Annotated in this window: 21 protein-coding genes; 5 read left to right on the top strand and 16 right to left on the bottom strand. The window is 44.3% G+C overall.

The window, feature by feature from the left end; translation table 11 throughout:
- Positions 1–27 precede the first annotated feature (27 nt).
- From NDI42_RS00940 to NDI42_RS00920, 5 genes are all read right to left on the bottom strand, one after another.
- Positions 28–237, bottom strand: coding sequence for a hypothetical protein (locus NDI42_RS00940; protein WP_190427963.1), 210 nt, complete (start codon positions 235–237; stop codon positions 28–30).
- Positions 238–241: 4 nt separating this feature from the next.
- Positions 242–493: a hypothetical protein gene (locus NDI42_RS00935; protein WP_190454209.1), complete on the bottom strand. Its 252-nt coding sequence runs from the start codon at positions 491–493 to the stop codon at positions 242–244.
- A 209-nt stretch (positions 494–702) separates the two neighbouring features.
- Positions 703–1,167 carry a hypothetical protein gene (locus tag NDI42_RS00930; RefSeq protein ID WP_190454206.1) on the bottom strand — a complete coding sequence of 155 codons (465 nt, stop codon included), beginning with the start codon at positions 1,165–1,167 and terminating at the stop codon, positions 703–705.
- An 88-nt stretch (positions 1,168–1,255) separates the two neighbouring features.
- On the bottom strand, positions 1,256–3,466 hold the full coding sequence (locus NDI42_RS00925) for a phosphoketolase family protein (protein WP_190454204.1): 2,211 nt from the start codon (positions 3,464–3,466) through the stop codon (positions 1,256–1,258).
- A gap of 277 nt (positions 3,467–3,743) precedes the next feature.
- Positions 3,744–4,184 (bottom strand): ATP-binding protein, encoded by a 441-nt coding sequence (locus tag NDI42_RS00920; protein ID WP_190454200.1) that lies wholly within the window; start codon positions 4,182–4,184, stop codon positions 3,744–3,746.
- A 738-nt stretch (positions 4,185–4,922) separates the two neighbouring features.
- Between NDI42_RS00920 and NDI42_RS00915 the strand changes: the two genes are divergently transcribed.
- The gene (locus NDI42_RS00915) at positions 4,923–6,062 is read left to right on the top strand and encodes a PP2C family protein-serine/threonine phosphatase (RefSeq protein ID WP_190454197.1); all 1,140 of its coding nucleotides are present in this window, start codon (positions 4,923–4,925) and stop codon (positions 6,060–6,062) included.
- Positions 6,063–6,140: 78 nt separating this feature from the next.
- Here NDI42_RS00915 and NDI42_RS00910 read toward each other — a convergent pair whose 3' ends face one another.
- Positions 6,141–6,461, bottom strand: a complete 321-nt coding sequence (locus NDI42_RS00910) for an STAS domain-containing protein (protein WP_190454194.1) — start codon at positions 6,459–6,461, stop codon at positions 6,141–6,143.
- Between the two features lie 366 nt (positions 6,462–6,827).
- On the opposite strand from NDI42_RS00910, the gene crtO reads away from it, so the two are divergent.
- The gene (gene crtO, locus NDI42_RS00905; RefSeq protein ID WP_190454191.1) at positions 6,828–8,531 is read left to right on the top strand and encodes a beta-carotene ketolase CrtO; all 1,704 of its coding nucleotides are present in this window, start codon (positions 6,828–6,830) and stop codon (positions 8,529–8,531) included.
- Between the two features lie 345 nt (positions 8,532–8,876).
- On the opposite strand, the gene NDI42_RS00900 is transcribed toward crtO, so the two are convergent.
- The 4 genes from NDI42_RS00900 to NDI42_RS00885 all read right to left on the bottom strand — a co-directional run bounded on the left by NDI42_RS00900 (position 8,877) and on the right by NDI42_RS00885 (position 14,033).
- Positions 8,877–11,393, bottom strand: a complete 2,517-nt coding sequence (locus NDI42_RS00900) for an EAL domain-containing protein (RefSeq protein ID WP_190454189.1) — start codon at positions 11,391–11,393, stop codon at positions 8,877–8,879.
- 140 nt (positions 11,394–11,533) lie between these two features.
- Positions 11,534–11,722, bottom strand: coding sequence for a hypothetical protein (locus NDI42_RS00895; protein ID WP_348231351.1), 189 nt, complete (start codon positions 11,720–11,722; stop codon positions 11,534–11,536).
- Between the two features lie 56 nt (positions 11,723–11,778).
- On the bottom strand, positions 11,779–13,713 hold the full coding sequence (locus NDI42_RS00890; protein ID WP_190454186.1) for a GAF domain-containing protein: 1,935 nt from the start codon (positions 13,711–13,713) through the stop codon (positions 11,779–11,781).
- 197 nt (positions 13,714–13,910) lie between these two features.
- On the bottom strand, positions 13,911–14,033 hold the full coding sequence (locus tag NDI42_RS00885) for a hypothetical protein (protein WP_277874037.1): 123 nt from the start codon (positions 14,031–14,033) through the stop codon (positions 13,911–13,913).
- 632 nt (positions 14,034–14,665) lie between these two features.
- On the opposite strand from NDI42_RS00885, the gene NDI42_RS00880 reads away from it, so the two are divergent.
- Positions 14,666–15,778: a saccharopine dehydrogenase family protein gene (locus NDI42_RS00880; protein ID WP_190454183.1), complete on the top strand. Its 1,113-nt coding sequence runs from the start codon at positions 14,666–14,668 to the stop codon at positions 15,776–15,778.
- A 133-nt stretch (positions 15,779–15,911) separates the two neighbouring features.
- On the top strand, positions 15,912–16,268 hold the full coding sequence (locus tag NDI42_RS00875) for a hypothetical protein (RefSeq protein WP_190454180.1): 357 nt from the start codon (positions 15,912–15,914) through the stop codon (positions 16,266–16,268).
- Between the two features lie 84 nt (positions 16,269–16,352).
- Here the strand turns inward: NDI42_RS00875 and NDI42_RS00870 are convergent, their stop codons facing one another.
- The gene (locus NDI42_RS00870) at positions 16,353–16,814 is read right to left on the bottom strand and encodes a hypothetical protein (protein WP_190454177.1); all 462 of its coding nucleotides are present in this window, start codon (positions 16,812–16,814) and stop codon (positions 16,353–16,355) included.
- A gap of 28 nt (positions 16,815–16,842) precedes the next feature.
- A complete protein-coding gene (locus NDI42_RS00865) occupies positions 16,843–19,995 on the bottom strand; it encodes an efflux RND transporter permease subunit (RefSeq protein WP_190454174.1) in 3,153 nt (1,050 codons plus the stop codon).
- A gap of 91 nt (positions 19,996–20,086) precedes the next feature.
- Between NDI42_RS00865 and NDI42_RS00860 the strand changes: the two genes are divergently transcribed.
- On the top strand, positions 20,087–20,872 hold the full coding sequence (locus NDI42_RS00860; RefSeq protein WP_190454171.1) for a GUN4 domain-containing protein: 786 nt from the start codon (positions 20,087–20,089) through the stop codon (positions 20,870–20,872).
- 42 nt (positions 20,873–20,914) lie between these two features.
- On the opposite strand, the gene NDI42_RS00855 is transcribed toward NDI42_RS00860, so the two are convergent.
- From NDI42_RS00855 to rppA, 4 genes are all read right to left on the bottom strand, one after another.
- Positions 20,915–21,613: a Uma2 family endonuclease gene (locus NDI42_RS00855; RefSeq protein WP_190454168.1), complete on the bottom strand. Its 699-nt coding sequence runs from the start codon at positions 21,611–21,613 to the stop codon at positions 20,915–20,917.
- Positions 21,614–21,684: 71 nt separating this feature from the next.
- The gene (locus NDI42_RS00850; protein WP_190454165.1) at positions 21,685–23,289 is read right to left on the bottom strand and encodes an efflux RND transporter periplasmic adaptor subunit; all 1,605 of its coding nucleotides are present in this window, start codon (positions 23,287–23,289) and stop codon (positions 21,685–21,687) included.
- Between the two features lie 153 nt (positions 23,290–23,442).
- Positions 23,443–24,792 (bottom strand): two-component system sensor histidine kinase RppB, encoded by a 1,350-nt coding sequence (rppB, locus tag NDI42_RS00845; RefSeq protein ID WP_190454426.1) that lies wholly within the window; start codon positions 24,790–24,792, stop codon positions 23,443–23,445.
- A gap of 68 nt (positions 24,793–24,860) precedes the next feature.
- Entirely contained in the window at positions 24,861–25,541 is a 681-nt protein-coding gene (rppA, locus tag NDI42_RS00840; RefSeq protein ID WP_190427931.1) for a two-component system response regulator RppA, read from the bottom strand.
- Positions 25,542–25,557: the final 16 nt, after the last annotated feature.

The following is a 25,557-nucleotide window of genomic DNA, read 5'->3' as shown; positions in this document are numbered from 1 at the left end:
TTATTAAAAAATTAATTCTCTTGCGCCTTAAGGCTGTTCCTCAACTGGACTTAATATTAGCAGGGCTTCCCACTGATCTTGCGATCGCACTTGTAAGGCAGTAGGACACCCAGCACCAAAATAAGGTGCCACACCGAGGTCGATAATCCGACTAGGGATTTGATGACCGAGCAGCATTTGCTGCATTAATTCGGCTTCCCAGCGGGCGCAGTTGGTTCTCAGAGTAATCCAAGACACTGTTTCATCCCATTTTGCTATCTTTTGGTGTATGGAATGCTTTAATGATATCCAAAGATTTTACCACCACTGTTCTGTAGTTGCTGGGGATCGCCAGGGCAGGTAAGCTGGCAATTCCCTGACCCCTCTGCAAGGGTTCCATCAATGCGGAAGGCGAATCCCCTACAGAAACTCTTTTCTCGCTTCCAGTCTTGAGGGGATTAAAACACAGCGCACCAGCAAATCTAAATTTAATTGTAATAGAATGCGATCGCATTCTCCCCAACCCTTCTCTTTACGCATTTAAGAGGGTATAGAAGGGATGCGATCGCTCCAATGACTTTAACGACTATTTTGTAACTTTCTCATTTCCTCTTGTACGTTTACTGCAATCTGTAATTCTTCATCAATTAACCGCCCTTCCTGACTTGATTGGGCGCTAATTTTCATTTCTGTCAGCGATAGGAGGTTATTGGTAAACAGGTCTTAATTACTAGCAATAAAATCCTTATTTAGCCGCAAAATTTTTTCTGTTTTCAGCGCTCGGACTACATCTGCTCTCGTGATTTTCAAGGCATTTATTAGTTTTCTTCGGTTATCTATTTTTATTTCTAGATTTCCTGCTTCTTCTAGCTCATCACTAACATTTATAGCTTTAATAACTGCATTATATTTATTAACTTCGTTGAGCAAATTTATCAGCTTTTTTCTATCTTCGTTCTCAATAGACTTAATTGCCCATGTAATACTACCTATAGCAGTTGTAATTTTTACAACTGGTATTATTTTGGGAAACTCAATAAAGTAGCCGAGAATAACAAAAGGAATATATACAGCAACGCTTGTAAGTAAGTTACCAAGTAAGCAACATACATCAAGATCGAAGTCTACGCCAGTTAGCCTTTTGAGTTCTCCTTGGCTAATTTCCAAAGCTTCTAAATCAGGCCGCATAGCTGCAAAATATTTTAGTTTTAAGTTGACCCCTACCTAGCTGATAGAAAACTAGGCAGGGATATCACGTCACATTCAGCTACAGAGTTTAATGCAGCAACTCCTGAGCGCGTTTTGTCAACGCTTGGGCGGTTAAACCATTAAACGCCATCAATTCACCAGCACTGGCTGTAGTTTCTCCACGCTTCCAGGCGAAAGTGTCGCGCTTGCAGTTACTCCGCAACATGATCGGTTCCAGCATCCCGGAAGCGCCCCCCGTGACACCAACCAGTGCATCGCCATCAAATAGCTTGGCAAATGCAGCATCATCTAAGAAACCGTCATCAGCTTGAGAACAGGTATCCCATAACACATCAGAGGGACGGTACAAACGGCGAGGATTGATAACGGAGACAATTCGCACGCCAATTTGTTCGGTTTCTAGGAAGGCGGCGGCTTCAAAAACAGGCATTAGCGTCATGTCGCCAATTACGGCAAAGACTACCATCTTGTCACCGGGGATTTCATGCAGCACAATGGCACCATCGCGCAAAGCTTGACGGGTTTGTTCAAAGGTGGTGCGAATTGGTAGTGGCGACTTACTAGCAGTAATGACAACTCCCTTATTCTTAGTTGTTAGCGCCCAGTCATAGCAAACTTGGATGCTGTTAGCGTCGGGGGGAAACAGGGGGAAAACGTTGCCATTCCGCATCATGGCGGCGAAATAAGCTTCAATTTCTGGACGTTGGTGCGTCCATCCGTTGCGCCCTTGCTCTAATGCTCCGGCGGTGTATAAGGTAATAGTAGAGGGAGTCGGACGGCGCAATTCTGCGATCGCTTGCGTCACGGTTTGCCAAATCGGTACACCGTTGATGGCGAAGGATTCGTAGGAACACCACAGGGTACGTCCTCCCATCAAAGCTATACCAGCAGCTAAGCCTGCACAAGCATCTTCACTTAGGGGTTCGTAAACTTGTCCGCCTGGTGCTTGGTTATACAAGTCGTCAACTGTGGGGTGGATAATTTTCAGCGCTTGGTTGATGTTGGCGATACCAGAAGCTTCGTTACCGTCGGCGTTGGTGACAAGATAGTTTTTGTCTATTTCTCCGACTTTTCCCACTAAACGTCCCATTGCGGTTGTGGAAACTTTAGCATCTCCACCCACGGGATATTCTTCTAAGGGAAGTTCGCCTAAGTCTGGTAAAGGTAATTCAAATTCTGTCACGGCTGTTTTCGCCGCCGGGCCACCGCCGGCGTTGACGCAATTTGTCCTTACTAATTCCCATGCAGCAGGTGACAAAGCGCGCGTTTTTAAGGCACTGATAATATGGGGAGCATCCAGGGTATCTTTGGGATAGAGGTTGTGAGATTTTGCCCCTAGTGCGTGGACACCTGCACCTTTTAGCTGTTTGATGATAAATACTGTAAGTTTGCCGCCAAGGGCAGATTTTGCAGCTTTATCCACGCCGACGAGAACAGCTTTGGTAAATTCCAAGCGCTTCTCGAAGGAGAAGGCGGTACTATCGACGTAATCTCCCGGTTGATTTTGATCGTCGTAGTCTTTAGCGTTGACTAAGATAACTTCTTCAAACCCGTTACCGCGCCAGTAGTTAATCATCTGTTCGTTGGATTTGGTGGACACCATGCTATGGTGTTCCTGGCTGTAGCCGTTCCAAACCAACACGGGTAAAAAGTTGGTGACATCCGGATAAGCGGTGTGGAAGTGTCCCATCCCACTCATAATGTATGGTTCACCTAAACCGCCGTCACCGAGAGTAAAGGGGAAAAGTTTGTCGCGGTGGAGTAAAGCTGCTGCCATTGCAAAGTGTTGCCCTTGTCCGAGGGGACCTGCGGGGGCTAAAATGCCGGGAATGTAGCCGGAAAGGTGTCCCAGGAGTCCGTGTTTTTCTCGGAAGCGATCGCGCAATTGTTGTACTGTTTCTATCCCCATGTCTTCTAGCGACCGATCGAGAAACATGGCACTATAAAATCCAGGGGCGTGATGTCCAACTTCGGTGATGATATTCTTGTGACCCAGCATCACCAAAGAGGCATAAGCTTCCGCTTGAGAAGCGAAACCTCCAGGGTGTCCTGATGCTTTAGAGGCTGTAACTTGCAGGATAAGATACCGCAAAGCGTCGGCATAAAGTAAAGTTTGGAAGACAGCAGCCGGATCTGTGGTGGATGCGATCGCATCTTTCCCCTCTTCTATTGCAGGGGATTTCCCAAATTTCTCAAATTCTGGCATTTCTTCACCAAAATATTGAATTCCATCGCAAAAAGCAGGCTTATTAACAATTGCCTCTTGAATTGCTGTCATAATTACAGATACCTTTGCTAAATTAACTGCGCTTGAAGTTCTAAACGCAATGTACTACGCAACACGCGATCGCGTCGCGCACATCGAATCTCTGGGCTTGTTTTGATTTAACTTAAACCAAAAACAACTTTCTTTCGTAAGCTATACGAAGTCTCTGCTTCATTAGTCACTTAACCTTTGATCCTACAGCCTTATAGGCATATAAAATCCTCGGCAACTTTTAATTTTAAATATTAAACCCTTGTTAGAAATACAACTTATACTTATTGGTTAATTTTCACTTAGGCTCAAAACAACTGGAGAAATGTTTAATAATAAACAGACAGTTCCGATTATCTATAGTGCGGCTGTAACTCAAAGAATCCGCTATTTTATGCAAAATTGCGATTCCCCGCCCACCGCCAGATTCTTTATTCGCTACTTCGGGTAGAGTCTTGAGTCGTTTTTCTAAATCAAATGGCGGCCCTTCATCCCAAATCCGGATCTCTAAACGTTCTGCAAACAGAGTAACTTCGATATCAATAGGCACGTCTGAAGGTTTACCTTTGTGGGCGTGGCGAACAGCGTTAGTAAACCCTTCTGCTAGTGCTAATTGGCACTGCAACCAAACTTTTTTGGGAATAAATGGTTGATTTATACTCTCAAACCCTGACAAAACACTGTCTAAAGCCTTGAGGTCTGTGGTAACTTGTAAACAGATTTTCTTGATTTCGTTCAACTGTTCAAAGTCCTTTAAATTAACAACATTTTAACTGATTATTTCAAACTAATGGCTTTTCAAATTTTTTTTAAACTGGATTAATCGCTAGATATTATACAACCACTAATATAATTAAATACATAATTTATCTTTTCTTTTAAAGCAATGTTTTAGAAGCAGCAACACACCATTTTTTCTAATAAAGTTAAATTTCGATATAACAGTTGCTGTAGCCATAAAATTTATTGCTGGTGGGCTGCATTTCCCTTTCTCTCTATACTAAGGAATACATGACAAGTTGATGTAAAGGGTGGTGGGAGCGTAAGTGTTGTTGTGCGGCAAGCGATCGCGCATTGCGTCAGACAAGCTAAATAGGTTATAACGGCGTACAGCACAGCCTTTCTGTAAACAAACCTTTACTTAGATAATGCTGTATGTGCTTAGTTCTTACACAAGGTTATTAAACTGGAAACAGAAGGCATTGCTTTGTTGGTATAACTTGTTAGATTTAGTGATGATGTGTCTCTTTCTTACCTGCATGGACATTTTTGAGTCTAATAGTGATGTTAATTATCATAATGCGAGTCAGTCACTTGTGGAAAGCAAAGGAAGACTTTGGTAGCCAATGACTATACTTGTTTATGATTGTCCATGTTTTTGGTTAAGTTTATTAAAACTCAACTGAGTTTCAGGTGTCATCTTTGAAGTTTAATCTGCCTGATGTCCATCTTAATCGACCTTTAGTCTCTCTGTCTCATGGTTCAAGTTTTGATTATTGATGATGACCCTGCGATTCAGCTATTGCTGAAAAGAACACTCAAAAGCGAAGGGTACGATTTGACGGTAGCAAGCGATGGCGAAGCCGGGTTAATTCAAGCCCAAGAGTTAAGCCCCGCTTTGGTAATTTGCGACTGGATCATGCCGCGCATGAACGGACTGGAGGTGTGCCGTCGAATCAAGGCAACGCCAGAACTTTCTACCACCTTCTTTATTTTGCTGACATCGATGGGTTCCGTCGATGATCGCGTTAAAGGGTTGGATGCTGGCGCGGATGATTTCTTGTGCAAACCCATTGAAATGAATGAATTGAAGGCGCGAGTGAGGTCGGGCTTGAGGCTGCACCAACTCAGCCGGGATTTGAAGCACCAAAAACAGTTGCTGGAAGACGAATTAGCCGAAGCTGCCGAGTATGTGTGTTCCATTTTGCCCTCGCCCCTGTGTGATCCACCTGTAACCATCGACTCGCGGTTTATTCCCTCGCGACAGCTGGGAGGCGATGGATTTGATTACTATTGGCTAGATAAGGATCATTTAGTCATTTATTTGCTGGATGTAGCTGGACATGGATTGCGGGCTGCCTTACCCTCTCTTTCGGTGATGAATCTGCTGAAGAACCAAGTGATGGCTAAGATTAATTACTATCAGCCCAGCGATGTTCTCAAGGGGTTAAATGAAACTTTCCAGATGACTCAGCGCAATGATAAATACTTTACCATTTGGTACGGTGTTTATAACAGAATAAAGCGCACCCTGGTTTACGCTAGTGCTGGACATCCACCAGCAGTTTTAATCTCCGCCAAAGCTCCATTCTTTACCCAAGTAAAACGTCTGAAAACCCCAGGCTTACCAGTTGGGATGTTTCCGGATGTAGAATTTACCGATGATTTCTGCGAAGTGGAAAAATCCAGCACCCTGTACATTTTTAGCGATGGAATTTATGAAATTAACCAGCCAGACGGCAACATTTGGGGGCTTGATGCGTTTGTCCAACTGCTTACAAACTGCCGCGACAAGAGCGAGAGTAATTTAGACCGGGTATTGCGTTCCGTTCAAGTTGTAAACCCTAAAGACTATTTTGATGATGATTTGTCTTTGTTGCAAATCAATTTTCCTTAGTCCTTAGTCGTTGGCTAATGGCTAATCGCTAATGGCTCGTTGATTATTAGCAATTAGCAATTAGCAATTAGCAAATCACTATGAAGTAACTTGGTTAGAAAAGTCGTCTCGATTAGCAAAGATTTCAAACACACGATCCATACTGGTGAGTTCAAACAACATTTTTACTTGCTCATTGATAGAGCAAATAAAGAGTTTTCCACCAGAAGCTCGAACAGTTTTGAGAGCTAGAACCAGCGCCCCTAACCCAGAACTATCCATAAAGGTAACATCCTTAAAATCAATTAGCACAATATCGGCTCCATTTTCCACAATATCGCTAATTTCTTGACGAAACTGACCCGCTTTCATACCGTCTAAAATTCCAGAGGGTTGAACAATTTTAACAACAGGACTCATATTCTGTAGCGCGGACCCTTTGAACGACGAGCTAGACCTAGACAGTATAACTGTGAAGGTAGATTTCAGCTAGGCTTTAGCGGGTAAGATTTAAGAAAATCTCTCCAATTAAGGGAGCAAGGCTAGGTTTAGTTGCGATCGCTGCTGTCTGAGGACAAGTAAACCGCCAATTCCAGCTACCCCGCTTCTACGGAAGTGAAAGATTTCTGCCTGTATAGGACAGCTTCCCCCACGCCCTGCTAACTCCCTCCTCTACAAGCTTTGTTGTCTGTAGGAGAAGCAATCTCTTTCGAGTGATAGACCCTTTAAACTTCTTAACTTTTTTAGAATCGGGGAATATATATACGGGTTTCGCGAGAATTGTCCATGCAAGAGTACGATGTCGTTATTATTGGTGCTGGTCACAATGGGTTAGTGTGTGCTGCATATCTTCTAAAAGCAGGGTACAGCGTCCTGCTGTTGGAGAAGCGTTCAATTCCCGGTGGCGGCGCGACAACTGAAGAAATTTTACCTGAAGAGGCACCAGGTTTTAAGTTCAATCTCTGCTCAATTGACCACGAGTTCATTCACTTGGGGCCAGTAGTTGAAGAGTTAGAACTTACTAAATATGGCTTGGAATATCTTTATTGCGATCCAGTAGTTTTTTGTCCCCACCCGGACGGCAAATACTTTTTAGGCCACAAGTCAGTAGAAAAAACTTGTGCGGAAATTGCCCGGTATAATGAGCGCGATGCCAAAAAATACGCCGAATACACGGATTACTGGCAACGGCTAATTGGTGCAATGATTCCGATGTTCAATGCACCGCCAAAATCTATCATTGACATCGCTGGCAACTACGACCTAAAAAAAATTAAAGATTTATTCTCAGTGCTAGGTGGCCCGAATAAGACCCTGGATCTAATTCGGAATATGATCACTAGCCCAGAAGATATTCTCAATGAGTGGTTTGATTCGGAATTTCTCAAAGCCCCCCTTGCTAGACTAGCCGCAGAACTTGGCGCACCGCCTTCCCAAAAAACAATTTCTGTGGGAGCGATTATGATGGCAATGCGCCACGATCCTGGTATGGCACGGCCCAAAGGTGGTAGCGGCGCACTTGTGGATGCTTTGCTAAAGTTAGTGCATAGTAAGGGCGGGGTGGTGCTGACTGACCAGACCGTTGAGCGCGTTTTAGTGGATGATGGTCGTGCGGTGGGCGTTAGGGTGGCAGGTGGCACCGAATACCGAGCAAAACGTGGGGTAATCTCCAATATTGACGCTAGACGCTTGTTCCTGCGCTTAATGGACGAGGCAGATGTTGATGATGCTGACCCAAATTTGCGCGATCGCTTGGAGCGTAAAATCGTCAACAACAACGAAACTATTCTCAAAATTGACTGCGCTTTATCTGAACCTCTGCGCTTTGAACACCACAACCACCAAGATGAATACCTCATCGGTTCTGTTCTCATCGCTGACTCAGTGCGCCAAGTGGAAATCGCCCACAGCCAAGCATCTATCGGCAATATTCCCGATTCTGACCCCTCAATGTATGTCGTTGTACCAACCGTGCGCGATCCGTCGATGGCACCAGAAGGCAAGCATACCTTATGGATTGAGTTTTTCGCCCCCTATCAGATTGCTGGTGCCGAGGGAACAGGTCACAATGGCACTGGCTGGACTGACGATCTGAAAAACAAGGTCGCCGACCGGGTGCTGGACAAGCTGGCAGAGTATTCCCCAAATCTCAAGCACTCAATCATCGCCCGTGCTGTGGAAAGTCCGGCAGAACTGGGAGAGAGACTGGGCGCTTATAAAGGGAACTACTACCACATCGACATGACCCTCGACCAGATGATCTTCTTCCGTCCCTTACCGGAATTAGCTAACTACAAAACTCCCATAGAAGGGCTATTCTTGAGCGGTGCTGGAACCCATCCAGGCGGTTCCGTTTCCGGGATGCCTGGACGCAACTGCGCTCGTGTTTTCCTGCACACGCAGCAGCCATTTACCCAAACTCTGAAGGATGCGGGGAATTCTATCAGATCAACTGTCGAGTCTGTCTTTAAAATCTCCTCTGACACCTAGCCGTAAATTCGTCTCATATCATGTCTGGTTAATTACCCATAATTAAAAGGAACCCCAACCCATAGAGAGCAAGCGGTGGCTCTCCTCCCCCGCTTGCTATGGTGGGGTTCTATATTTATGGGCAATCAACCAGATTTGATATCGCTAATACCCAGATTACTTACCAAGGAAAGCTGGCTCATGTATTGGGCGAGTTTATATTAAATAATCTTGTTTTAAGTTATACAGACTGCTACCTTTTAGAGACTGGAGATAGTCCGGCTGAGTTTAACCTTGATAGACCTATCTATAAATAAATCGAGAATGCGATCGCTCCGACGCTTCCATCTCCATCAGGGATAGAAATTATGCACAACAGTTCAGGTATTGGCAAGCTGCATTTTCAGATTTTTTTTTATTATCCCCATGCCCTGGAAGTTTGGATTTCATCCTATAGGTATTCAGGAAGTTTGTGGCATCGTCCACCTCTAGGGGCATACTGAACCAGTAACCTTGCATTTCCTCGCACTGGAGACTTTGCAATAATTCCATTTGCTGATGAGTTTCCACACCTTCAGCCACTACCCGGAGATTCAAACCACGTCCTAATGCAATCACAGCTGAAATAATCGCTGTATCCTCCGGTTCATCACGCAAATCGCGCACAAAAGATTGATCGATTTTGAGCGTATGGAACGGAAATTTCTTTAAATAACCCAGAGAAGAATAGCCTGTCCCAAAATCATCCATACTGATGTGAACTCCCATCGCGTACAGATCGCGCACCCATTCCCGCCCTTTGTCCACATTCTGCATGATAGTGCTTTCTGTAATTTCCAACTCCAGAAAGTGAGGCGAAAGTCCTGTTTCTGCTAACACCTGCCTCACCATTGCTACTAGATTTGGTTGTTGGAACTGTCTAGCTGAGAGGTTAACTGCCATCCTTAGCGGTGAGAAACCTACTTTTTGCCAAGCTTTATTTTGAGCGCAAGCAGTCCGCAATACCCATTCACCAATGGGTATGATTAATCCGTTTTCTTCAGCCAGGGGAATAAATTTTTTCGGAGAGACGAGTCCTAGAGTCGGGTGATTCCAACGCAAAAGAGCTTCCATCGCGATAATCTCTCCCGTCTTGATATTTACTTGAGGTTGGTAGTAAATAACAAACTCTCCCTCTCTGAGAGCATGGTGCAGCCGATTTTCCAGCGTTAATAATTCACAAGCTTGAGAATTCATTGCTGGGACATAAAATCGGTAGTTATTTCTGCCCTGTTCCTTGGCGCGGTATAAGGAAATATCGGCGTTTCTTAAGAGAGTTTCGGGATCTTCTCCATCCTGGGGATAAAGAGCGATGCCGATGCTGCTGCTCATATGAAGTTGGTGTCCCTCCAGGCTAAAAGCAGGTTTCAAAGCATCTAAAATGCGTTGGGCAATCTTGGCGGCATCTTTTGGATCGTTGATGTGGGGCAGTAGCAGGGTGAATTCATCGCCTCCCCAACGGGCAACAGTGTCATTATCCCGCAGACAGTTTGCCATTCGTTCTGCAAAGAGTTGTAATAAGCGATCGCCCACAGCGTGTCCCAGTGTATCGTTAATGGTCTTAAAGCGATCCATATCGATAAACATGACAGCCAAACTGTATTGCCGATAACGTGCATCTGCTAGTGCCTGAAGAAGTTTTTTATTAAATAGCGTTCGGTTTGGCAAACCTGTGAGGAGGTCATGAAAAGCTTGATATTGGATCATTGCCTCAGCAGCTTTGCGTTCAGTAATGTCTTCTTGGACGCAAACCCAATATTTCTTATCCCCGATTTCTAAGGTGCTGATCCGGGCATAGGTGGTGAACACAGAGCCGTCCTTCCTGCGGTTAAAAAACTCTCCAAATCCAGAACTTTGAGCCTGTAATTGTTCGACGAAATCGCCATATATTTGAGTATTGTCTTCCGGTGGATGGGCGCTTAAAATCGATACAGGTTTGCCAATCAACTCCCCTCGCTCATATCCGAACATTGCTTCAAATGCTGGATTAGTAAAGAAGATAATGCCATTTTCGTCAGAGACGTTGACACCTTCTGCCATGCTCTCAAGCACTAAAGCCTGCGTTTTTAATACTTCCTCTGCCCCCTTGCGCTCAGTGATATCAAAAACGTAACTTCTAATTAGCTCGTTTTCAGCAATGTAGTGTACATATTGTTCAAATACTTCACTACCAATTTGCAGTTCCCGAACAAAAACTTTCCCTTTACTTTTTTGAAGCTTTGCTATTAAATCTCCGATCAGCGGATGCTGTTTTGTAGCCTCTTGAATATCGGGAAATTTTATTAGTGCCGCTGGATTTATATATGTAATTATCCCTGATAAATTAATTTCTACAATAGGATTGGGTAGTAGTTCCGGAAAAGAAGCTAATCTAACTAGAGCCGATTCACTTAATTTGGCAACCTTGAGATTTGATGCTGATATCGGTTGAAAGAGAGTGCTTGAGCAGGCTGGAAAAGTAGAAAAATCTACTTGTTTGCCATAATTTAGTAATTCTGCCTTTGATAATTTAGGTACTATCCGATAGCTTGCCTTAATAATCCCTCCAAATATGATCATATCCTCATGCTTTAATTCGTGAGCAAAGCAACGTCGCCCATTGACAACTAGCCCATTTGTGCTAAGATTACCTTGTAAGTCTCCGTCTATTATCCAATATAAATAATCGCCATTTACTGGATTTTTAACTCGGAACAAAGTAGCATGATGGCGAGAAATTAGTCGAGAGTTCAAAACTACCGAGTTGCTGCGATCGCGACCTATTGAATAGGTACTAGCTTCAAAGGAAACTGTACGTCTACCTTTTGGATCTTCAATTACCAAAACATGACAAAATTGTTCCAATTTCCTTATCCTGTTTATTCTACCTAGGCTAGTTATTTTTACTAATTAAAAGAATACAGTATTCTTATAACTGTTACCTCCCAGATTATACGGAATTATACTGGGAAGTTTTTAAAGTAAATGTGAATTTCATGTATAAATTATTTAAACTCGGTTCGGGAAATAATTATCAAGCTGTACTGATTTAGGCGGTAACTGTCGCTGGTAAGAGCAATAGTTGCGTAACCGTTGTGGCGGCGACAGCAGCATTGCAACTGAATACAAGCTAATGTCGAAGCCTGCGAAATAGCCAGATACAACCAAGTGCAACCATTATGCAGTAATAGCATCCGTTAATGGTTTGACGCATATCAACAGTATATTTTAGTTGTTTAAGAAATAATGATTAATTAAGATCATTAATGGGCAACTCTATGGTAAATGTGGTTTGACGATTTTTACTTTCTACTCGCAGGGTACCTCCCAAATGTGCTACTAATTTTTTTACTAGAGCTAGTCCTAATCCAGTTCCGCCTTGCTTCCAGGGATCGGAACTAGGAATGCGATAGAATTTCTCAAAAATCCGATTTAGTTCGCTTTGTGGAATCTCAACTCCAGAATTGATTACGCTCAACTGCATGAGATTTGAGTGGGCTGTTTCAACAGTTTGGACTGTGAGTGTAATTGTTTCTAATGGGGGGGTGTATTTGCAGGCATTTTCTAGCAATTCGGTCAATATTCTGGCTAGAGTAGTGGGATCGCAGGTGAATCGGGGCAAATTGGGGGGGATGTTAAGAAGCAAGGTTTGCTGGCGGTTTTCGGATCGTTCTTGAAATGGTTCTACAATTGGCGGTAGCCATTCCTGTAGCTGAATTGATGTTAGTAATAAAGGTTGAGCTTCTGTATACAGTCGCTGCAAGTCCAAAAGGTCATCAATGAGGCGAATTTCGCGATTGCATTCGTTTTGCAATATCTGAAAGTAGCGAGCCACTTTGCTTTGTTCTGCTTTTGGTTTGCTGAGTTCCGCTAAAAATGGCGAGTCTCGATTAAGGGCGATGGAAAGCATTTGAATCGCCATTTTCATGTTGGCGACGGGGGTGCGTAATTCGTGAGAAACGGTGTTGAGAAAGTCATCTTTGAGGCGATTGAGATTTTGTAGAGCCTCGATTTGCGATCGCGCTGCTTGATACAATCTCGCTTGGCGAATAGCGATCGCGCACTGATTCGCCACTTGCTGCACCAGTCGGATTTCTTTTTCGTTAAAGGCTTCTTGGGGCGGCTTGAATAAGCATAAATCACCTAGCACACCTTGGTCATCGAAAATCGGGCAAATAAGTCTAGCGAAGGTACCGCGAATATCGGGGCCGAGTGGACAAAATTGGAAATACAGACCGTGCAGAAGCTGATTATAACCTTCGCGAAACTCTGCCATTTGCACCAAATGCCCCTGAGCGGTGGGCATTCCCAGAGTATACTCATAGCGAATGGTAGAGGTAGCGCGATCGCTATCATACAAAGCGGTATCGCAGCCTTCTATGTTCAACCCGACGGCTAATTCCCAAACGACTATTTGCAAAATTTGGTTTTCGTCGAGGCTATCGCGTACATCGTCAGTGATGCGTTTAAGCATCGCTTCAAAGTCGAGGGATTGTTGCAGTTGGGCGGTGCGTTCGCGTACTTGGAACTCCAGGTTAGCGTTGAGTTGCTGCACTTGCTGATAAAGCTCTGATTGCTGAATGGCAATTGACACTTGTGTTGCCAATTGCTTGAGCAGATCGATCTCAAACGGTTCCCAGTGACGTTGTGCGGAACATTGATGAGTTGCAAGTACCCCCCAAAACTTATTACCGTGCAGGATGGGAGCTACCAAGGCGGCTTTGACTTGCTGTTGCTGCACATACTCGTTAATAGCTATAGGAAAGGCTTCTTGTTGTATATCATCGATCGCTCTTACCTTTCCCTCGCGATAGACTGCTATCCGTTCTTGAAACGAGGTTGAGGCAATGTTAACGCCTAAAATAGAGGGCCAAGCCGCATCAACTGATTCAGCCACCACTACGGCTTGTTCATTTCCCTTAATTTGGTATATGACAGAGCGATCGCTCTCCAGAAATTGTCGGATTTCTGCCACCGTAGTATTAAGAACTTCCTCCAAGTTTAATGACCCGCGGATGCGCTCGGTAATGACTCGGATTACCCATTCTCCTTCAGCCCTTTGCGAGAGGGCTTTTTGGGCGCGTTGACGCTTGGCGATCTCCTGTTTTAGTTGTTCATTGGCTTTCTGAAGCTCGGCGGTTTGTTGTTCAACTTGCTTTTCCAAATTATTGCGATCGCTCTCCATAGCTGCTTCGTACCGCTTACGCTGTGTAATTTCTTCTAACAGCTCTTCGTTATTCCATCACCTGACCGCTAAAGTCTAGTGCTGCGCTAAACTTAAAGGCAGAAGGAAAGAACGTCCCCTGTTTTTGTCTGAATGTTAACCTCCCATTTCTGGGTTTCTAGGTTTTGGAGTACCTGACTTAAGTTTCTATAAAAGTTTTACCGAGCCGAACCTGCCACAAAGATAGCTAACGGTTTGCCCACCCAACTTTTCAGGGAAACCTTCAGCAAGCTTGCTGCTGCTTGGGTTGCTTCTATAATAACCCCAATGGGATTTGTCACCAAATACCCGTTTGCGGGTTATTGTCAAACCAAATCATAATAACGCTCTCCTCTCCACTTCCAGAGTATGACGGGTGGCGACTAGCAGTTTTGATGAGCGATCGCGTTTTTCGACGCTGTTTGCCATTCTTCTACGGCTGCCTGCATTCTTGCATACTCAGGTTCTGGAGTCGTCGTAAAGAAGCCTCAATCTGCTGGACGAACATTTTTTCTTCTACATCTGGGACAATTTCAAAGCGCGAATTTATGCCAAATTTAGATAATTATATTGTTCGCGCCCTCTTGAACAATGTACTCAGGTTATTTGGAGATTAAGAGGTTTTAAACAATTTCACACCCTATTGTATTTGCCCATAATATACTATTGTTTGGTATCAGAAGGTTAGGAGAATTATTCTATTAGCACAAATCAGCAGCGCATTGTCTGTATCTCATAGATCAAAATAGTTTTTCCTTATTATCCTGATAATTTTGTAGACTAAGTAGGGCTAGAGGTTAGGTAACGGATGCATAGAGATGGAGAGAATAAATTATTCTTCATCCTTTCTGAGGAGGCAAAGTATTCCTTGTAACCGATGAAGAAAAGCATTCTAAACTGATGAACTGAAGTTAGCGTTAATAAAACTTGATTAATGACACAGGTTTTAATTCTTGGAGGAAGCGGACGGATTGGCAGCAGCGTAGCAGCCGATCTGGTCGCACACACACAGGCGCAAGTTATACTTACTGGCAGACACGAAGCTGCTGGGATGTCGGTCACTCAAGAGCTGGGGTCGAAAGTGAAATTCCTGGCTCTAGATTTGGCAGACGACTCGGTACTCAGGGATGCGATCGCCTCTTGTAATCTGGTAATCCACTGTGCGGGGCCATTTCATTACCGGGATGATAGAGTCCTAAAACTCTGTATAAAAGAGGGTGTCAACTATCTGGATGTCAGCGATCACCCATCCTATACACGCAAAGCCTTAGATTGCCGGGAAGAAGCTGCCGCTGCGGGGGTGACAGCGATTGTTAATACGGGAATTTTCCCCGGTATCTCTAATAGTATGGTGCGCCAGTGCGTCGAGCAGCTAGATGAGACAGACAGGATTCACCTAAGTTATCTAGTATCGGGTTCCGGCGGGAGTGGGGTGACGGTGATGCGAACCACATTTCTAGGGTTGCAAAAACCCTTTGAAGTTTGGATAGATGGTCAATGGCAGGAGATAAAGCCGTATAGCGATCGCGAAGTCATTGAGTTTCCGCCGCCTTACGGTCGCACTGGCGTTTACTGGTTTGATATGCCAGAAGCCTTTACGCTACCGGAAACTTTCCCAGTCAAAACCGTAATCACCAAATTTGGCACAGTTCCCGATTTTTACAATTACCTTACCTGGAGCGTTGCCCACTGGTGGCCTTCCAGCTGGCTAAGAAATCGTTATGTCATCGAGTTTTTAGCCAGAGTCAGTCACCGCATGACCGATGTAAGCGATCGCTTTACCGGAGTTGGCGTAGCCATTCGTTCTGAAGCCAGCGGACGTAAAGATGGACAACCAGCCAAGTTTTGCTCAACTTTAGTGCATGAAAACACAGCAGTTGCAGCTGGTTATGGTACTGGCAGCCTTGCCGAATTATTGCTAACTGGGAAACTCAAAAAACCCGGTGTTTGGGCAGTAGAACAGGCACTCCCCACCGATTTATTTGAACATACCATGCAAAGCCGAGGGCTTAATATTCATCAAGAGTGGTTGCCTCAAAAAAATTAATGTGTCCTGCGGCAGAAGGCACAGTTGTAGCTGGACAAGTACGATTCATTTCGTACTAATAGATGACGTTAGTAGTTTTATCTACTCGCGTCTGCTCAAAGTATTGCGAAAACAAAATCAGGAGGTAATTTTCATGCAAAGAATTTTATTAGCTCTCAAGGAAGGAATGCAAAAGCGTATTTTTGTTTTAGGTTTGATGGCTTTAATCAGCTTGTCAGGTATATTTATTTTCGCCGCACCGAGTTATGCAGTTCTACATTCAAAAGACAAGCTGTCATCTCAAGAAAAAATTGATCGCGCCTACGAATATAGCGAAGCCACAGGTATTTTAGAAGAAGAAAAGCAGGCATCAGAAAATGCCAATAAAACCTTTGACTTCAATGAGAAGGCTAACGTCAAGACAGTAAAAAGCGCTACAGAAGAAAATTCCGAGCCAAATTTGATAGAAAAAGCACAAGATTTAATTCAAAAAGTGACAGGAAACGACTAAAAATATCTCTAATTTCTAGTTTCCAGACTTAGGGAAACTAGAAATTAGAGGCTCTGCCTCACCGCTTGGCTATCAACAAAATGTCTATCGATTAAAGGTAAAACGCCCATTTACCTTTTCGCCACTAATATCAGAGAGAATAACAACTTTATACTCCCCAGGTGCTTGCTCAGGTAGCAAAACAGCGTAGTGTTTACCCTGAGCGTCGTATTTCATATCTAGCGTTTTTTGACTACCATTAGGTAACTGAACCTGAGCCGTAACTTTGGCGTTAGGAATCGCTTCGTGAGTGTCACCTTTCTGGAGATACAAATCCAGATGAGTGCCTTTATCTTCCTTTTCAGGAACAAACTCTAAATGATAGTTTCCCGTCTCCACAACTTTACCTCCTTTGGCAGGTGTAGAGTGGTCGCCTTTTTGAGCCGTTTCTGAGGAAGAAACAGCAGGACTATTATCTGGAGTTGCTGCTTGTTGTCCGTTGCTACAGGAACCCAAAAGAAGTAATCCCATAGCAAAAACAGCCAAACTTACCTTAAATGATTTCATCTTTCCTTTGCGTCCTTGGCGCTTTATATCAAACCTTTTTAGGTATCAAAATTTTCCCAAACTGAGCATACAAAGCAGGTAATACTAACAGCGTTAAAGCTGTAGAAGTAAACAATCCCCCCAACACCACTACCGCTAAAGGTTGCAGAATTTCTTTACCAGCACCACCGCCAAATACCAGAGGTAACAAGCCTAAAGCCGAGGTAAAAGCCGTCATCAAAATAGCATTTAGCCGCTGCATGGAGCCTTCAATTATGACTTCACGGAAAGGCAAACCATCGGCAAATTTAGCATTGTAATTATCAACTAATAACAACCCGTTGCGAGTGGCGACACCAAACAGGGTGATAAAACCAACCAGAGAAGCCACAGAGATAACACCATCTGTGAGCGCAATTGAAAGCACTCCTCCCACTAATGCTAAGGGTAAATTAATCATAATCATCGCAGTTGAGGGAAAAGATTTAACTGAGAAATATATTAATATCGTAATTACTACAAAAGCTAGAGAGCTAAATAATAATATGTTTTGGGTAGCTCGTTGTTCCGACTCGAATTGACCGCCATATTGAATAAAGTAACCAGGAGGTAATTGCACTTGTTGCTTAACTTTGGCGCTAATTTCATCTACTACAGAGCGCAAATCTCTGCCACTGGCGTTGGCGGATACAACAATTAAACGGGAAACATTTTCACGGTTGATAGTATTTGGGCCTGTCCCGTAGTCAATTTTGGCAACTTGAGCGAGGGGAATTTTTTGATTGTTAGGAGTATCGACTAGCAAATTACTAATAGTATCCAAGTTGCGGCGAGCATCTTCTTTTAACCACACCACAAGGTCAAAGGTTTGTTGCTCCTCTAAGACTTGGGAAACGACTTTTCCATTGAGTGCTGTTTCAATAGTTTCTGACAGTTCGCCCACAGTTAAACCATAACGAGCAGCAGCTGACCTGTCAAACTGAATTTGGATCTGTCTAATTGGCAGTTGGGGTTCTAGTTGCAAGTCTACAATACCGGGGACAGTTTTCATGATGTCTTCGATTTGTCTACCAATTGTGCGGAGTTGCTGCAAGTCGGGGCCAAAAATTTTGAGCGCGATCGCACTCCTCACCCCTGATAGCACTTCATCCATCCGGTGAGAAATAAAACCGCCAATATTGGGCGCAACACCAGGTAATTTAGCAAATTCTTCCCGTAGCTTTTCAATACTTCCTTTGCGGTCTTTTATCCCAGCTTCGCTCAGTTCCACATCCAAATGGCCAAAGTTCACACCTGCTGCATCAGCATCTCCGGGGGCGCGTCCCGATCGTAACTGGATAAAATCAAAGCGGGGATCGTCCTTGAGAGCATCTTGAAGCGCTTCACCAGCACGGTTGGTATTATCCAGAGAAACACCGGGATAGAGAGTCAGGGTATTGACTAGCGATCGCTCTTGAAACTCCGGCAAAAATACCCGTCCCAACGAAGGCGCGATCGCAATTGCTGCTACAAGAGATGCGATCGCGATCGCAGAAATTAGCTTAGAACTACGCAGAGAAAACATTAAAAAGGGACGATAAAGCCCTTTAAAAAATCTCGCCACCCACGGTTCTTTTTCTGGAAAACTACCGTGAGGCAGTAAGATAGCACATAAAGCTGGAGTAACTGTAAGTGCTGTAACACTAGAAGCCAAAACTGCCACTAAATAAGCAATACCCATCGGTGCAAAAATGCGACCTTCTACACCAGCTAAAGCAAAAATTGGGGAAAATACAACCACCGTAATTAATGTGGCACCAAACAGAGAATCGCGCACCTCCTGACAGCCTTCAAAAACCACATCTAAAGGAGATTTTATATTTGGAATTTGGGATTCGGAATTGAGAAAATTCCTCTGTCCACTTTCCCCAGTCCCCAGTCCCTTGTTCTTATATTCCCGCAGAGAACGGTAGACATTTTCAGCATCCACAATCGCATCATCTACCGCTGAACCAATGGCTACAGCCAAGCCGCCCAAAGTCATCGTATTAAGTCCCTGTCCCAGCCAATTTAACGCCAGCAATCCTAACAGCAAAGACAAGGGAAGCGCCGTGAGGCTAACTACAAGAGTCCGCCAATTCATCAAAAACGGAATCAAAATTAGGGCAACAATAAAGCTACCTTCTACCAAAGCTTCCCTAACATTTTCAATCGAGGCGTCGATAAAGTCTTCCTGACGAAAAGTAACCTGCACTTGCACATCTTTGGGTAAGCCAGATTTAACCTCTGCCATTGCCGTTTCTATGGCACGAGTGACAGTCGGAGTATCAACAAGCGGCTGTTTATTAACCATTAAAACTATTGCCTTTTTGCCGTTCAAGCTGGCATCGCCACGCTTCAAGGCAGCACCAATTTTAACATCAGCAACATCTCCTAGCATAATGGGTGTACCATTGCGAGATTTAATTACCGATTGCTGTAAGTCTTCAATAGATTCAATTCGCCCAATGCCTCGGATTAATAATTCTTGGTCTGGATTAGTTAAATAACCACCAGGAGCATTAACATTAGCAGCAGCAGCAGCTTCTTGTACTTCGTGCAAAGAGATATTAAACGCTTTCAGCTTTTCTGAATCAACTAATACTTGATACTGGCGAATATCACCGCCATAAGCCACAACTTGCGAGACACCAGGAACAGCTAAGAGGCGATTTGTCACTTGCCAATCGACAATCCGCCGTAGCTCCATTAAGTCGATTTGGGATTGAGGTTTATCTTGGGTAATAGTAAAAGCATATTGGAGTACAGTACCGATAGAGGAACTAATAGGCGAAATTTGGGGTGAATCGACAGTTTCTGGTAGCTTTTCTTGAGCTTGCTGCAATCTTTCTGTCACTAACTGTCGGGCTTGATAAATATCAGTTTCCCAGTTGAAGATAACTTTCACAACTGAGAGTCCCACCGCTGAGGCGGAGCGTACTGTTGTTACCCCCGGAGTCCCATTAATTGCACTTTCAATAGGTAAAGTAACGAGGGATTCTACTTCCTCTGGTGCCAATCCTGGGGCTTCAGTTTGTATTTCTACTTGGGGTGGAGCAAAATTGGGAAAAACATCCACTGGCATTTGCGAAGCCACGCGAAAGATCCATACTGTAATTACCCCGGCGGCGAGGATAACTATCCAGCGTTGTTTAATAGACCATTTGATGATGGCACTGAGCATTTTTGGTTTGTCAGTCGTGAGAATCCCTTTTTAATAATTGACACAGCAAAATGAAATCAGGATGAAATTTTAGCTAAGAAGTAGAAGAGTTATGGGTAAAGTGGCAATTATTCGGGTGATGCTCGTAATCGTCGTAGTAGTAGCGGCGGGAGTGTCAGCCTGGGCTGCATGGAAGCAGCACCGACAAGAGGAGCAACGACGCGAACAAGACAAACGTCAGCGATTAGCTCAGCGTGAAGAAGCAAGAAAGTGGGAAAACTTAAATCAGCCGCCGCCGAAGAATCCAGAAACAAGCATCCAGTCACCGCCACTGGGAAGTTTGATCGGTGAGATTGAAGATGGTATGCGCGAGTTGAAAACATCTATCAATGACGTTTTCGCAAAGCCTGCAACTCAACAAAGTAAGCCAATATTAGCTTCAAAACTAGCTGTTCTCCTAGCATCAGGAAGATTGAAAGAAGCTGACGAAGAAACACTCAGGATTATGCTTCAAGTGGCAGATCGAGAAAAAGAAGGTTGGTTGGATGTAGCAGCCATCGAAAAATTACCTTGTGAAGACCTTCGCGCTATCGACCAACTTTGGTTAGAATCCTCTGATGGACGCTTTGGACTTAGTGTACAAAAGCAAATTTGGAAAAGCGTAGGCGGAAATTTCAACGCTGACGATCAAATTTATGAAGCTTTTAGCGATCGCATAAAATGGCGCGTGAATCAAAACTGGCTACAAGTCGATGACCTTACCTTCAATTCCTCGGCTCCCAATGGACATTTGCCTGCTGTTGCTGTCAGGTTGGGCGGGTTGAGTTGGGGTGTGACTGGGTTTTGGTGGGAAAAGAGACAAGCCTACGTTTTCCTTCTCTGTGACAAACACTGGTAACTTGTAAAATTCTCTCCATAGTCACTTACACAAATTAAACCTCTAACTGAGAGTTTCCGGGTCAATCCCCCTTTCCCGTAGTAACTCTACCAGCCGCTCAGCTCGTTGCCGCTCTTGCTCTGTTCGTTCATCTGGCGTTGGGAATCTATTACCTTGCTCGTCATACCAATAAAGCCATTCCCGATGACAGCGATCGTGAGTGCCATTTTCGCGCCCAATTCCTAAGCCAATTTCCGGCATCCAGACGGGTTCACCCGGTTGACGTACATATTCTCCGTTCACCAAGCGGTACACCTCCAAGACATTATGCTTGTCGCGCCGAGAATAATCGGGGTTGTAAACGCAATAGTACAACACCCCTAATCGGGCATAATCGGTAATTTTCTCGTCGTATTCTCCCCCGTAGGTTTTGGAAACGACTTCTAAGACCCAAATTGGAACAATGTTATTTTCTTCCCAAACGATGTAACTTGGTCGTAACTTACCATTCTTGAGCCGCGGTACTCCCAAACTCAGGAAACTATCGGGAACTATGGCAATTCTGGGATTTGTCCCAGATGTATGGTAAATGCCCATATTTACGCCGAAAAACCAGTCGTTACGACTAGCCCACAGCAAATTTAAAATTATCCTCAGTAAGGTGGGGATTAGGATTTGCAATTCATGATCCACTGGAGTGTCGTCAGAATCTGGTAGTTCGTCACTTGAGGGTAGATTTTGCAGCGGATTGTAGTTTACCATAATCGCTCTTTTAGCGCCTTCATGTCTGGATCTTAGCTTGCTCAGGCGTTCAGGCTAGAGATAGGCATAATCTACCGTTTTGGGGTTAGTTGCTGGGGATCGGAATCCTGAGTTTTCGGCATTTCGGGAATTGAGAATTCTACCAAACTGACGGCTTTTTTGGTGCGACGACCTAACCAAAAAGCACCAGATGCGATCGCTCCCCCACCACCTACAACCCACAACCAGGGAAGGAAATTTTGGATTATTGACTCTTTTTCTTCACTTTTCCCTTTTTCCGCCCCCCGAATTGCGCCCTGTTGTTGGGAGCGATTGCCTTTTAAAGATTCGGCGTAAAGTTGAATTGCGCCTTGGGTGACGATGCGATCGCCATCAAACAAGCCACTCTTAATTTCAACCAAGTCTCCCAAAGTTCTGCCCAAAGCGATTTCAGCAGGCTCGAAAGTTGTACCATTTTCCACATAAACTAGCTGCCTGCCATTGGCTTCTACTACAGCTGAAGTTGGCATCACTAACACAGCAGTTGGTGTCTTATCAGTCAAAACTTCTAATTGGGCAAACATTCCCGGTTTCAACTGTCCATCAGCATTATCCAGTTCGGCTTTGACTGGTACAACCCGCGTTTCACCTTCTACAACCGAGCCAATTACGGCAATCTTGCCTGTAAAAGTACGATTCGGCAAACTAGCAACCTTTGCGATCGCTTGTTGCCCAATTTTCACTTTTTCTAAATCTTTTTCGTAGATATTCGCCGTAGCCCAAACCCGACTATTATTGAGGATAGTCATCAACTTTTCCCCCGCCTCTTCCACCGATTGACCAAGGGTGATTTCCCGATCAGCAACAGTTCCAGAAATCGGTGCAGTCACCGTCACCAGTCCTTTGTCATTAGCGCGAGTTCCCAACTGTTGCAGTCGAGTTTGATAAGTGGCGTTACTCAGGCGGATACGAGATTTTGCCACTTCTACCGCTGATTTAGCGCGTTTAAGTTGCGCTTCAGCTTCCAGAACTTCCCGGCGGCTAGTGGCTTTGGTAACTGTCGCCAAAGCTTCTGCCAGTTCGGTTTCGTCTTCCAGCACCTGGCGGCGCGGAATTGCTCCCTGTGATGAGAGTTCCCGATCTCGGTTATACCGTTCCTCAGCCAATGCTAACTGGCTGCGGGCTTGTTTTATGTCTGCTGCGGCTATCTGCAAGTATCTCTGATAATTTTGTTCGGCTAACTTTAAATCAGCTTCAGCTTGTTGCAAATCTGCCTCTGCTTCTGCCCGTTTTTCCTGAGAATTGACGCGCAATTCTACTAAGTCAGGTGCGGCGATGACGGCGATAACTTTGCCTGCTTGGACAACGGCACCAGGTTCTACTAAAAGTTCAACAATTTTACCTGGAGTTGGTGAAGTAACTTCTACTTTTTGGCTGGGCAAAGTTTCAATTTGACCTGTAGTTTTAATGCCAAAATTCATCTGCTGCTTCGTGACAGGTTTAACTTCAATTCCCATCCGCTTTACTGTTTGAGCATCCACCTGAATTCCCTGTTGAGTCCCCGGATTTGCTTCTGTTTCTTGATGAAATTCGTCTCCATGTCCACCATGAGCTAAAACAAACTTTGGCGTTATAAGTAACAACAAAAATAGAAATATTCCTGAAACAGAACGCATGGCCATAAGGTGGAAGCGCATGGCTAGAAATTCCTTATATCACAGCATTTAACAAGTTTTGCAAAAGATAATGAAATCAGGATGAAATCACTACTGCCGACACCCTGTAGGGTACGGTTACACGAGCGAAACCTGCCAACGCGGGCTTCGTGGGCAATGGCAAAAGCTTGATATTTAGGCTGAATTGTGCATAGGCAGTTTAACGGTAAAAGTGCTGCCTTTGCCCAATTTGCTCTCAACGTGTATGCTGCCGTTGTGGGCAGTAGCGATCGCTAGCGCAATCGGCAATCCCAAGCCAGAACCGCCACTGTTTCGGGAGCGATCGCTATTCACGCGATAGAATCGGTTAAAAATCAGCTTTTGTTGTTGCGCTGTAATGCCGATGCCTGTATCTTTTATGTGAATCAGCGCAGTGCGATCGCTACTTTCTAAAGTAACCATCACCTCTTCCCCGACGGGCGTGTATTGAATAGCGTTAATAACTAAGTTACAAAGCAGACGATACAGCTGTTCCTCGTCACCATTTACATACAAAGGCTCGCCTACATTGCCGTTGTCAGCCATAAGATTAACATCAGATGCGATCGCCAGCGCTGCCAATTCTTCTGTCACATCACTGACTAAATCATTGAGACAGGTGAGACGAACTTTTATAGGCGAAACCTGCTGATCCATGCGAGATAGTAATAACAAATCCTTAACAAGTTCAGATAGGCGGTGATTCTGACGCTCAAGAGTTATAAGGGTGTCTCTCGCCTCTCTTCCACTTAGTTTATTTATTCTCAATGAAGATTCTACCGTCGCTTGGATTGCAGCTAGAGGTGTCCGTAACTCATGGGCAGCATCCGCTGTAAATTGTTGAATCTGGCGATAAGATTGGTAAATTGGTTGCATCGCTAGTCCAGCCAACAACCAACTAGAACCGCCTACCAAAATCATTGCCACTGGCAAGCCTAATAATAAGATAAATTTCAAGACAGCAAGTTGATTGTCAAGGTCTTTAAGACTTCGCCCCACCTGAATGTATCCCCAAGAGTGATTATCTTGGGTATGCAGAGACAGAGAAATTTGATGGTAGCGAGTACCTTGGCGATCCTTGTGAATTTGCCACAATTCCCGTTTTGATGTTTGATATAATCCCTCTGGCTGAAGTCCTGCCAAAGCAATTAAGCGTCCTGAACGATCCAATAAACGCACGTAGTAGTCGCCTTGGTGAATTGCGCCTATTGCGTGACGCTGTGTATTTTCTAATTGGGTAACGCAGCCGTTAAGAGCAAGACAAATATCTGGTAAGAGTTTTTGAGTAATTGGTTCCAAGCGTCCAGGCTGCTTCAAAGTTGGTTCAATGCTATCGTGTAGCGTTCCGGCGACAGATTCTAATTCTCGATCGAGTGCGTTCCAATTAGCATGAGCGATCGCGCGGTAAACAGCAAATCCACACAAACTCAGAATCAAGCCCATGATGCCAACATACCAGCCAGCCAGTCGCCAGCGCGTTAGCTGAAATAGTTTATTTTGATTCACGTTAATAGTTGCTAAGGTCAGGATGGCTAATTGTTTATTGATATTAGCCATTAGTTATTAACTAATGACTAATGACTATTTAAACGATATCCCACACCATAGACAGTTTCGAGGACGCGATCGCATCCATATTCAGCTAATTTACGACGCAGCAGCCGCATCTGAGCCGCCACCACATTACTCATCGGTTCTGCGCCCAATTCCCAAAGCTGATTTAGAAGTTGGTCGCGAGTAACAATCTGCGTCGGATGCTTCATAAAATACTCTAACAGTTGAAATTCCTTAATAGTCAGAGGAATAGCTTGCTTATTCTGATAACAAACCGTATGAGTAGTGTAATCTAAAGTCAAACTGCCAACTTGCAGAGCTGGGGCTTGAAGTTGAGGCGATCGCCTTTGCAATGCCCGCAGCCTCGCTAACAGTTCTGCCATGCCGAACGGCTTGATTAAATAATCATCAGCACCAGCATCCAACCCAGCAACTTTATCTTCCATACTGTCTTTAGCAGTTAGCATCAAAACTGGTAGAGGATTATTTTGCTGCCGTAGCTTTACACATAACTCGATTCCTGATAATCCTGGTAGTAACCAATCGAAAATAGCCAGCGTATATTGCGTCCACTGGCTTTCTAAAAATTCCCATGCTTGCGTGCCATCCAGAACCCAATCAACTATATACGCTTCCTGGCTTAAGGTTCGTTTAATTGCCGCACCCAAATCAGGCTCATCTTCGACTAAAAGTATCCGCATCAGATGTTTTACTAAG

Source organism: Funiculus sociatus GB2-C1 (assembly GCF_039962115.1).
GTDB lineage: Bacteria > Cyanobacteriota > Cyanobacteriia > Cyanobacteriales > FACHB-T130 > Funiculus > Funiculus sociatus.
Note: the sequence above shows the minus strand (reverse complement) of the source record. Positions and strands in the feature narration are given on the sequence as shown.

Bases quoted from the DNA above. Each gene is read 5' to 3' on its own strand.
- NDI42_RS00935 (WP_190454209.1), bottom strand. From the start codon at position 493: ATGCGATCGCATTCTATTACAATTAAATTTAGATTTGCTGGTGCGCTG.
- NDI42_RS00930 (WP_190454206.1), bottom strand. From the start codon at position 1,167: ATGCGGCCTGATTTAGAAGCTTTGGAAATTAGCCAAGGAGAACTCAAA.
- NDI42_RS00925 (WP_190454204.1), bottom strand. From the start codon at position 3,466: ATGACAGCAATTCAAGAGGCAATTGTTAATAAGCCTGCTTTTTGCGAT.
- NDI42_RS00915 (WP_190454197.1), top strand. From the start codon at position 4,923: ATGGTTCAAGTTTTGATTATTGATGATGACCCTGCGATTCAGCTATTG.
- NDI42_RS00910 (WP_190454194.1), bottom strand. From the start codon at position 6,461: ATGAGTCCTGTTGTTAAAATTGTTCAACCCTCTGGAATTTTAGACGGT.
- crtO (WP_190454191.1), top strand. From the start codon at position 6,828: ATGCAAGAGTACGATGTCGTTATTATTGGTGCTGGTCACAATGGGTTA.
- NDI42_RS00895 (WP_348231351.1), bottom strand. From the start codon at position 11,722: ATGCTATTACTGCATAATGGTTGCACTTGGTTGTATCTGGCTATTTCG.
- NDI42_RS00890 (WP_190454186.1), bottom strand. From the start codon at position 13,713: ATGGAGAGCGATCGCAATAATTTGGAAAAGCAAGTTGAACAACAAACC.
- NDI42_RS00880 (WP_190454183.1), top strand. From the start codon at position 14,666: ATGACACAGGTTTTAATTCTTGGAGGAAGCGGACGGATTGGCAGCAGC.
- NDI42_RS00875 (WP_190454180.1), top strand. From the start codon at position 15,912: ATGCAAAGAATTTTATTAGCTCTCAAGGAAGGAATGCAAAAGCGTATT.
- NDI42_RS00870 (WP_190454177.1), bottom strand. From the start codon at position 16,814: ATGAAATCATTTAAGGTAAGTTTGGCTGTTTTTGCTATGGGATTACTT.
- NDI42_RS00865 (WP_190454174.1), bottom strand. From the start codon at position 19,995: ATGCTCAGTGCCATCATCAAATGGTCTATTAAACAACGCTGGATAGTT.
- NDI42_RS00860 (WP_190454171.1), top strand. From the start codon at position 20,087: ATGGGTAAAGTGGCAATTATTCGGGTGATGCTCGTAATCGTCGTAGTA.
- NDI42_RS00855 (WP_190454168.1), bottom strand. From the start codon at position 21,613: ATGGTAAACTACAATCCGCTGCAAAATCTACCCTCAAGTGACGAACTA.
- NDI42_RS00850 (WP_190454165.1), bottom strand. From the start codon at position 23,289: ATGCGCTTCCACCTTATGGCCATGCGTTCTGTTTCAGGAATATTTCTA.
- rppA (WP_190427931.1), bottom strand. From the start codon at position 25,541: ATGCGGATACTTTTAGTCGAAGATGAGCCTGATTTGGGTGCGGCAATT.